Below are 8,331 nucleotides of genomic sequence, written 5' to 3' on the forward strand. Positions count from 1 at the left end.
TCAGGCGAGACCCCGGCGTCCGACGGCGAGGTCCCGGGTCCCGCGGATGGCCGCCACCATGTCCAGCACCTTGCGGGTCGCTGCGACCTGATGGGCCCGGAAGATCCTGGCACCGAGCCAGGCGCTGATCGCGGTTGCGGCGAGGGTCCCCTCAAGACGCTCGGTGACCGGCGCGTCGAGGGCCTCGCCGATGAAGTCCTTGTTCGACAGCGCGACGAGCACCGGCCATCCGGTGGCGGCGAGTTCGGGCAGCCGGCGCGTCGCCGTCAGGGAATGCCGGCTGTTCTTGCCGAAGTCGTGGCCGGGATCGACGATGACGCCGTCCGGTCGTACTCCCAGCGCCACCGCGCGCTTCGCGAGCCCGGTCGTGGTGGCGATGATGTCGGCGACCACGTCGTCGTAGGCGATCCGGTGTGGGCGGGTGCGGGGCGGCAGGTGCCCGGCGTGGGTGCAGACCAGGCCCAAGCCGTGCTCGGCGGCAACCTCGGCCAGGTGCGGGTCGGTGCCGCCCCAGGCATCGTTGAGCAGGTCTGCGCCTTCACCGGCCACGACTGTGCCGACCTCGGCCCGCCAGGTGTCCACGCTGATCGCGATGGCGGGGTGCCTGGACCGGACCAGCGCGACGAATCCACCGATGCGCCGCAGCTCCTCGTCCGTATCGACGTCATAGCCCGGCGCCGCCTTCACCCCGCCGATGTCGATGATCTGGGCGCCGTCGGCGACGGCACGATCCACAGCGGCCAGTGCCTCCGTCTCGCCGTAGGTCGCGCCCCGGTCGAAGAACGAGTCGGGCGTCCGGTTGATGATCGCCATGATGACCAGGTCGGACGGACCGAACGTCGAGGCGCCGAGCCGGAGGTCAGCGGCGGCAACCGTATCCGCGGTGTGCGCTGGGCCCGCGGTCTGCTCCGTGCCCACGGTCTGCTCCGTGCCTGCCGGATCGGCGGCGTGGGGCGTGTCGGCGTCCGTACTCATCGAAAGGGAGTTTAGAGCGCCCGGAGCCTCGCACCGGGCGAAACTACAGCCGCGATCACGCCGGCGGGGTGGCAGGTGCGGCGCAACCTTTCGGCCCGTGCCACGATCGTGAGTGTGTTGCTCGCTGTCGAGATAATCGTTGTCGCCGCCATCGTCTTCGCCGTCGCAGCCCTCTCGGTCGGAAGGTTCGACCGGTTGTCGCCGGCGCCGCCGGATGCGGCTGACAACGGTCTGCCATCACCGACCGTGTCTGCGACTGATGTCAACGGTGTCCGGTTTGACATGGCGTTTCGCGGGTACCGGATGGCCGAGGTGGACGCGGTACTCGCACGGCTCGCGGACGAGCTCGCCTGGCGGGACGCTGAACTGGCGCGGCGGGACGAGGAGATGGTCAGGCTTGCCACCTTCGCCCATTTCGATCATCAGTCGCCGGGTCACCAGTCGCCGGGTCACCAGTCGCCGGGTCACCAGTCGCCGGGCCGACGGAGTGCGGATCGCGACGACTGGTCCGGCCACGCCGACGCCGTCAGCCAGACCACGCTGCCGGCCCGGGCAGAGCTGCCGGCCCCGACAGCCCTACCGGCCCCGACAGCCCTACCGGTCCCACCACCGGAGTAACCGGCAGCCGGGACAGGGCTTTCGGAAGATGCCGGACGCTCGTTGGGAACGATGTGAATCTGGTGTTGTGGCAGCAGCATCAGATTCACATCGTTAAGGGCGCTTGGCAGTAGGGGCGTGCATCGCGAAGCGATGGCCGGGTAGCGATGGGGCGAGGTGCGTGCGCCGGACCCGCGACGCCGCGTACCCGTCGCGGGTCGCTCCAAGCCGGCGGACCACTATAGGGGATCTTCATGTTGAGCGTCAGCCTGTCCCGGAAGCACCACCGCCCGCCAGCTCCCGCGGTGAACCGGCGCAAGCCCGGCACGCTTGTCGCGGCTGTCGAGGTGGACGCCGGACCGGACGCCGTGTTCGCGGCACTGACCGACTGGGAGCGTCAGGGGGAGTGGCTGCTGGCGACGACGGTGGTCCGTTGCCGTCAGGGTGGGATCGGGGTCGGCGGCTGCATCGTCGCCCGCACGGGGATCGGCCCGTTGGCGATCGTCGACACGATGGAGATCGTCGAGTGGGAGCCGCCGTACCGCTGCCTGGTCCGCCATACCGGCCGGGTGGTGCGTGGGAGCGGAGCCTTCGTGGTTGTGCCCCTGCCCGCCGGGCGGTCGAGGCTCGTCTGGTCCGAGGAGCTGGACCTGCTGCTGGGCTGGTTCGGTCGCGCTGTGTTCGAGCTGCTGCGGCCGCTGCTCGCGGGTGTGTGGCGGGTCTCGTTGCACCGCTTCGCCCGGAACGTGACGTCCAGCTGACGTCCAGCTGACGTCGCCTGGACGGCTGGCACGCGCCGCCGCCGGACCGCCGTGACATCCCGATCATGGTCCTTGGCCTGAATTGTTTCCGTGTTGGCTGTTCGGAGGCTTATTTGGCGGTTCACGATCCCGTCTGGCTGTGTCTGTTGTGGCGCTGCGGGGTGACGTGTTTCGGTTCCCGGCCTGTTCTCCGGGATAATCGCCGGTGGTAGCAGGTCCGACGGCAGGAAGAGGTGCACCGATGGCGGCCATGAAGCCGCGGACGGGTGACGGTCCGCTCGAGGTCACCAAGGAGGGGCGCAGCATCATCATGCGCGTTCCGCTCGAAGGGGGTGGCCGTCTCGTGGTGGAACTGTTGCCTGACGAGGCGAAGGACCTTGGGGACGCGCTGAAGTCGGCTGCCGGCTAGGGCGTGTTCGACGTTCCGGTGGATACCGAGTGGGCCGCCCTCCGCCCTCCGCCCACCGACCGTGAGGCTGTGGGCCGGTACGCCGCCGGAGGTCGGTGTGCCGGCACGGGTTCTGCTCACGTCGTCTACTGCTGGGGCGGAACCACCGTCCGAGGCGCTCAACACCGACGCCGAGGGCCGTCTGGTGCCCGCTGAGGGGCTTGCCTACGCGGCCACCGTCGCGCCGGCCGGCCTGTTCTCCTGTTCCGACGACACAGCGGGTCCCAGAGGCCTTCTGCGCGTGGCCCAGGCCGCCGGTGAAGGACTTGGCGGCAGCCCTGCTAGGCGCGGGGAGTAGCGGCCATACTGGAGCCCGTTGTGGCGGACCTGGCCGACATCGGCGGGGGCGCGGCACCAGCTGGGGTGTTCGCTCGCCGCCGGCGTGGCTACCCGGCTCCCCGGCTCCTCGGCTACCCGGTCGAAAGGTATGCGATCATGATTCTGTTCGTCCGCTCCGAGGCCGACGACCCCGGAGTAGACGAGCGCTCATCCGACCGGTGACGACTTCGCGACAACCGCGACGATCAGGCCGTCACCGGCGGTCAGGAGCATCGGCGTCAGCCGGATGTCGTCCCGCACGGCGGTCGCGAGCTCCCGGGCCGCGACGGCCTCGGGATCGCGAGCTGCCAGGTCCGCGACCCGCCCACCGGCGAGCATGCCGGCGAACACCACGATCCCGCCCGGCCGCAGAAGGCGGAGGGCCTGGTTGAGGTAATCGGTGGCCTCACGTCTGTCCGCATCGCAGAAGACCAGGTCATAAGCACCGTCGGTGAGGCGGGGCAGGACGTCGAGGGCCCGGCCCGTTATCAGCCGGCTGCGGTTGGATGCCATTCCCGCGTCGGCATACGTGCGGCGCGCGAGCCGGAGATGTTCGGCCTCGACGTCAATGGTGGTGAGCGTTCCGTCCGGCCGCATACCGCGCAGGAGCCAGGTACCGGACACCCCCGTACCTGTTCCGATTTCGACGACGGTGCGGGCGGCGACACAGGCGGCGAGAAAACGAAGGATGGACCCGGCGCCCGGGCTGACGGGCACGATCCCGACCTCCTCGGCGCGTGCCCGGGCAGCTCTCAGCGGAGGGTCTTCCAACAGGAAGCCCTCGGTGTATTCGGAGGCCGGATCGACGGCTCCGGTGGCTGTGTCGGGCATGACATAGGCAGCCTACGGGAACGCCCGCTGTGCATGGTGCGTTCGTCTGGTCAGCGCACCTCGTGTCGGGATGGATCGAGGGGAGATCAGCCGGTGTCCGCTGCGGGTTTTGCCGCGCCATGGCCGGCGCGTCGGGTACGTTCGTCGCGAACCGAGCGAGAGGCGACCGTGACCGGACAGGACGCGCGTCTGGCGACGTTCGCGCCCGGGCGGTCGGTTTCGCCACGTCCGGTGTCGGACGGCGACGCCGTACGTGACGAAACCGTCGCGGTCGACGTCGCCGGGACGGACCTGACCACGTGGGTACCACCCACGTGGGAAGAGGTCGTGCGAGATCACGGTAATCGGGTGTATCGGCTCGCTTACCGGCTTACGGGGAACGCACACGATGCCGAGGACCTCACCCAGGATGTCTTCGTGCGGGTGTTTCGGTCGCTGGCCGATTACACGCCCGGCACCTTTGAGGGCTGGCTGCACCGGATCACCACAAACCTCTTCCTGGACCGGATGCGCCGCCAGCAGAAGATTCGGTTCGACGCGCTGCCGGACGACCCGGAACGCCTTGCCGGCCGCGAAGCGAGTCCCGAGGCTGTATATGCGGAGTCGCATCTCGATGCCGACATCGAAGGTGCGCTGGCAGCGCTCCCGCCCGATTTCCGGGCTGCGGTCGTGCTGTGCGACATCGAGCAGTTGTCCTATGAGGAGATCGCGCAGACTCTCGGCGTGAAACTCGGGACCGTCCGTAGTCGGATCTCCCGGGGCCGGGCCATGTTGCGCCAAACACTCGCCGATCGTGCGCCGCGTGCGTCGGTGCCGGCAGACGGGCCGGCCGTGTTCCCAGCATCGGGCACCGCGACGGACGACGCCCTTCCAGCCGATGCCCTTCCAGCCGACGCCGTCCCAGCCGACCGGGCCGTCCCAGCCGGTGGGGCCGTCCTGATCGAGGCGTCGACGCCGAAGCCGGTGGCCGGGCCGGTCGCGCCCGCGGCAGGCGCGCTCGCCCCGGTCGAGGACGGTACGACGCCGTCACGCCGATCGCACCGGATCACTCGGCGGACGCCGCCGACAGGCCTGCCGGCGGCGGCGAATGCTGGTGGTGGCACGTCGTCCGCACCGGAGGGGCAGGCGTGACCGGACATCTCGGCAAGCAGATCGCTCCGCTGGTTGACGGGCAGCTGGACCACGACGGTCGGGACCGTGCCCTGGCGCACGTCGCGTGCTGTTCGTCCTGTCAGTGGGAGGTCGCCGAGCTGCGCCACCTCAAGGCCCGGCTGGCGGGGCTCGGCGATCCGACCCTGCCGGGGGGAGTGGCGGATCGGCTGCTGCGAATGGCAGCTCCCGCCGCCTCGGGCCCGGCCCGGACACGCCCGGTGTCCCTGGCCATCCGCGGGGTCATCCGGACGGCCGGGCGTGATCTTTTCATCGGCGTCATCGGCGTCATCGGCGTCATCGGCGTCATCGGTTCGGTGGACCAGCCGGTCGTCCCGAGCCCTGCGCGGAGCGCCGATCCGCCGCAGTCGGCAATGCCGACCGGGGCGACGGCCGGGCGGGTGGCGTCGTCAACCAGGCCGGTTGATCTCGTCGGTGCTACCGGCCCGACGGGGCGCCGCCGGCCGGGCTCGAAGAGGCGCCTTGATTCGAGTCGGCCGGACGCCGCGCGGCACGCAGGCACCGCGTCCGGTGGTCGCCGGCCGGCGACCAGTTCGGCCAGCGGCTGGCGGGGACGCCAGAGCCGGACCAGACGTACCTTGGTTAGCTCCGTGGCGGTGATGCTTTTCGCTGTCGCGGGCGCTGCGCTCGGAGAGATACGTGCGCCTGGCACTGTTGCGCAACCGCCGCGTCCCGTCGCGGTCCCGGCGGCTCAGCCCAACGTCATCTCCAGGACGGGTATCGCCGGGATGAGCATCGCCAGGACGGGCATCGCCGGGACGGCCGTCCCCGGGACCAATCTGTCCGGTACCAATGCCGCCGGAATCAGCGCCGCTGAGGTCGATGTCGCTGAAGCCGGGGCTGGCCACCTGCCGTCGGTGATGGCCGCGGTGTTGCTGCCCGATGGCTCGCGGCGCTAGGGCGTCCCGGTCGGGTTACCGCCGGCTGCCGCCGGGAGGTCGTACGGTAATAGCTGCGTGATCGCAGTAGGGGCTGGCTGAGCGGCCCGACGTTTCCCCGATACGAGCATAAGAGCGCCCGGCGATGTTGGCGGATGTTTCGTGCCTGTGGGTACATCCGCGTGTTCCCTGCTACTGGTGGCGGAGGCGGATGGCCGTGAGCGGTGACGGCGAGGACGGCATCGCACCGCGGGGTGAACCGGCGGATGACAGAGGTTCGGGTGACCCGCCGACAAACCCATGGTGGGCCCGCCCGGCTCCGGCACCCGGTGCCTGGGGGTCGGCGGCGAACCTGCCGGCCGATCTTTTTGTGCCCGTTGCACATCATGGCGGGCAGCCCACCGTCGACGGCGCCGCTGACGCAGCTGTTGATGAATCGCGTGTCCCCGGGTGGGGAGCGCCCGACCAGGTCGCACCCCGACCGGGTCGGCTGGTTCTCGTGGCGGCGATGCTGCTCGCCGGCCTGGTCGGCGGTGGCGCCGGCGGTGTGATCGGTGGTGTGATCGGCGCTCACTCCGCGCGGACCGACGAGCCACTCGTACCGACCGCGGCCGGGTCGCCATCCGGGTCGCCACCCGGGTCGCCACCCGGGTCGTCGCCCGTGGCGGGCGTCGACGCTGCGGCCCCGGTCGAACGGGCCGCGCCGGTCTCCGTCATTGCCGCACGTGCCCTGCCGTCGGTTGTCACGATCAATGTGACCAGTCCGATCCTGTCCGCCACCGGCTCCGGTGTGATCATCAGATCGGACGGCTACATCCTGACGAACAACCACGTCATCGCAGGCGTTGCCGCCGGGGCGCGCGTGTCGGTGACCTTGTACAAGGAGCTGCGGCAGATCTCGGCTGAGATCATCGGGCGTGATCCCAAGACGGACCTTGCCGTAATCCGGATTCAGACTGCGAACCCGCTACCAGCCGCGACGTTGGGACGTTCCGGCTCGCTCGTGGTGGGTGCACCTCTGGTGGCCATCGGTGCACCGTTGGGCCTGTCCGGAACAGTGACCACAGGTATTGTCAGCGCGCTCGACCGTAACCCGACGGTGCCGGTGGAGTCCGGCGGGGAGTCGGTCCTCATCGGTGCGATCCAGACCGACGCGGCCATCAATCCCGGCAACTCGGGCGGTGCGCTGGTGGACGGACGCGGTCAGGTTGTCGGCATCAACACCGCGATCGCGGCTGTGCCCGGGTCCCGCGCCGACCGCGGCGCGTCCGGGAACATCGGAGTCGGTTTCGCCATCCCGATCGACTACGCGAGGTCAGTGGCTGGTGAGATCATCAGTACCGGTCGTGCCACGCATCCCGATGTCGGCGTGTCCACCGGGACGATCACGCCGGATGATGCGGCGGCGGTCGGAACGTCGTCCGGCGCACTGATCCGCGCGGTGGAGTCGGGCGGGCCCGCGGACGCGGTCGGCCTGCGTCCGGGCGACATTATCATCAAGGTCGACGGGACGGTCATCGGGAATACCAATGACCTGATTGCGGCAACCCGCGGCCATCGGATCGGTGACCGGATCATGCTTAGTTTCGAGCGTGATCACACTGTCCATGATGTCGCGCTGACCCTTCAGGAGCAGCGCGGTTAGGAACGCCGGGCAACCGGGTAACCGGGCAACCGGGTCGGTGGGCCCGAGCGGACGGGCAACCGGGTCGGAGGTGTTCCGTTGATCGCAATGGCGAGGTAGTCTGGGGCCGTGTTCAACGGTGTGGGCTGGGGCGAGGTCGCTGTCCTTCTACTGATCGGCCTATTCGTGTTCGGTCCGGAACGGTTGCCGAACGCGGCCCGTGACGCCGGTCGGATGCTGCGTCAGTTCCGGCAGATGGCTGCCGGCATGCGCGAGGAGCTGCGCTCCGAGCTCGGTCCAGAGATTGCCGATCTCGACCTGAGTACCCTGCATCCCACGACGTTCGTGCGCAAGCATCTGTTCGAGGACGAAGACCCGTTGCTTCCGTCGTACCTTTCCAAGCGGACGTCGCTCGACAAGATGCTCTTCGATGACGACCCGGAGACGCCGTCCGGGCTCACCGAGCCGGTTCGGCCCCGGCTCTCCTACGACGATGCGCCGGCTGTGGCCAAGGCGCCGTCGTTGACGAAATCCCCTGCCCTGACAAAATCCCCCATTTTGACCAAGGCCACTTCGACCCCGGCCAAGGCCGCCCCGACAGACCGGGGTCAAGCGGCTGCCGCGGCGCCCGCAGCGAGGGGGGCGGTCAGCGCCGAGATGCTGTCGGCGGCGACGCCCTTCGACACCGACGCGACCTGATACCCGTCTGATACCCGCGCCACTTCTGTT

At 69.6% G+C, this 8,331-nt stretch carries 11 protein-coding genes; 9 read left to right on the forward strand and 2 right to left on the reverse strand.

The window, feature by feature from the left end; all coding sequences use genetic code 11:
• Entirely contained in the window at positions 1-813 is an 813-nt protein-coding gene (gene folP, locus U9979_RS04980) for a dihydropteroate synthase (RefSeq protein WP_322778455.1), read from the reverse strand.
• Positions 814-1,050: 237 nt separating this feature from the next.
• Here folP and U9979_RS04985 point away from each other — a divergent pair, with 237 nt between their 5' ends.
• From U9979_RS04985 to U9979_RS05005, 5 genes are all read left to right on the forward strand, one after another.
• The gene (locus U9979_RS04985; RefSeq protein WP_322778445.1) at positions 1,051-1,593 is read left to right on the forward strand and encodes a DivIVA domain-containing protein; all 543 of its coding nucleotides are present in this window, start codon (positions 1,051-1,053) and stop codon (positions 1,591-1,593) included.
• 233 nt (positions 1,594-1,826) lie between these two features.
• Positions 1,827-2,333 carry an SRPBCC family protein gene (locus U9979_RS04990; protein ID WP_322778446.1) on the forward strand — a complete coding sequence of 169 codons (507 nt, stop codon included), beginning with the start codon at positions 1,827-1,829 and terminating at the stop codon, positions 2,331-2,333.
• Between the two features lie 241 nt (positions 2,334-2,574).
• On the forward strand, positions 2,575-2,742 hold the full coding sequence (locus tag U9979_RS04995; protein ID WP_013872340.1) for a DUF3117 domain-containing protein: 168 nt from the start codon (positions 2,575-2,577) through the stop codon (positions 2,740-2,742).
• 97 nt (positions 2,743-2,839) lie between these two features.
• Positions 2,840-3,079, forward strand: coding sequence for a hypothetical protein (locus U9979_RS05000; RefSeq protein ID WP_322767529.1), 240 nt, complete (start codon positions 2,840-2,842; stop codon positions 3,077-3,079).
• 20 nt (positions 3,080-3,099) lie between these two features.
• The gene (locus tag U9979_RS05005) at positions 3,100-3,282 is read left to right on the forward strand and encodes a hypothetical protein (RefSeq protein ID WP_322778447.1); all 183 of its coding nucleotides are present in this window, start codon (positions 3,100-3,102) and stop codon (positions 3,280-3,282) included.
• Here the strand turns inward: U9979_RS05005 and U9979_RS05010 are convergent.
• Entirely contained in the window at positions 3,268-3,930 is a 663-nt protein-coding gene (locus tag U9979_RS05010) for an O-methyltransferase (RefSeq protein WP_322749151.1), read from the reverse strand. The genes U9979_RS05005 and U9979_RS05010 overlap by 15 nt on opposite strands.
• A gap of 168 nt (positions 3,931-4,098) precedes the next feature.
• Here U9979_RS05010 and sigE point away from each other — a divergent pair, with 168 nt between their 5' ends.
• The 4 genes from sigE (at position 4,099) to tatB (ending at position 8,301) form a co-directional block, all read left to right on the forward strand.
• A complete protein-coding gene (sigE, locus tag U9979_RS05015; RefSeq protein WP_416219452.1) occupies positions 4,099-5,061 on the forward strand; it encodes an RNA polymerase sigma factor SigE in 963 nt (320 codons plus the stop codon).
• Positions 5,058-5,999: a hypothetical protein gene (locus tag U9979_RS05020; protein WP_322778449.1), complete on the forward strand. Its 942-nt coding sequence runs from the start codon at positions 5,058-5,060 to the stop codon at positions 5,997-5,999. The genes sigE and U9979_RS05020 overlap by 4 nt, the downstream gene beginning before the upstream one ends.
• 196 nt (positions 6,000-6,195) lie before the next feature.
• Positions 6,196-7,623: a S1C family serine protease gene (locus tag U9979_RS05025; protein WP_322778450.1), complete on the forward strand. Its 1,428-nt coding sequence runs from the start codon at positions 6,196-6,198 to the stop codon at positions 7,621-7,623.
• A 108-nt stretch (positions 7,624-7,731) separates the two neighbouring features.
• Positions 7,732-8,301, forward strand: a complete 570-nt coding sequence (tatB, locus tag U9979_RS05030) for a Sec-independent protein translocase protein TatB (protein ID WP_322778451.1) — start codon at positions 7,732-7,734, stop codon at positions 8,299-8,301.
• Positions 8,302-8,331: the final 30 nt, after the last annotated feature.

The organism is Protofrankia sp. Cas4 (genome assembly GCF_963555915.1).
Taxonomy (GTDB): domain Bacteria; phylum Actinomycetota; class Actinomycetes; order Frankiales; family Frankiaceae; genus Protofrankia.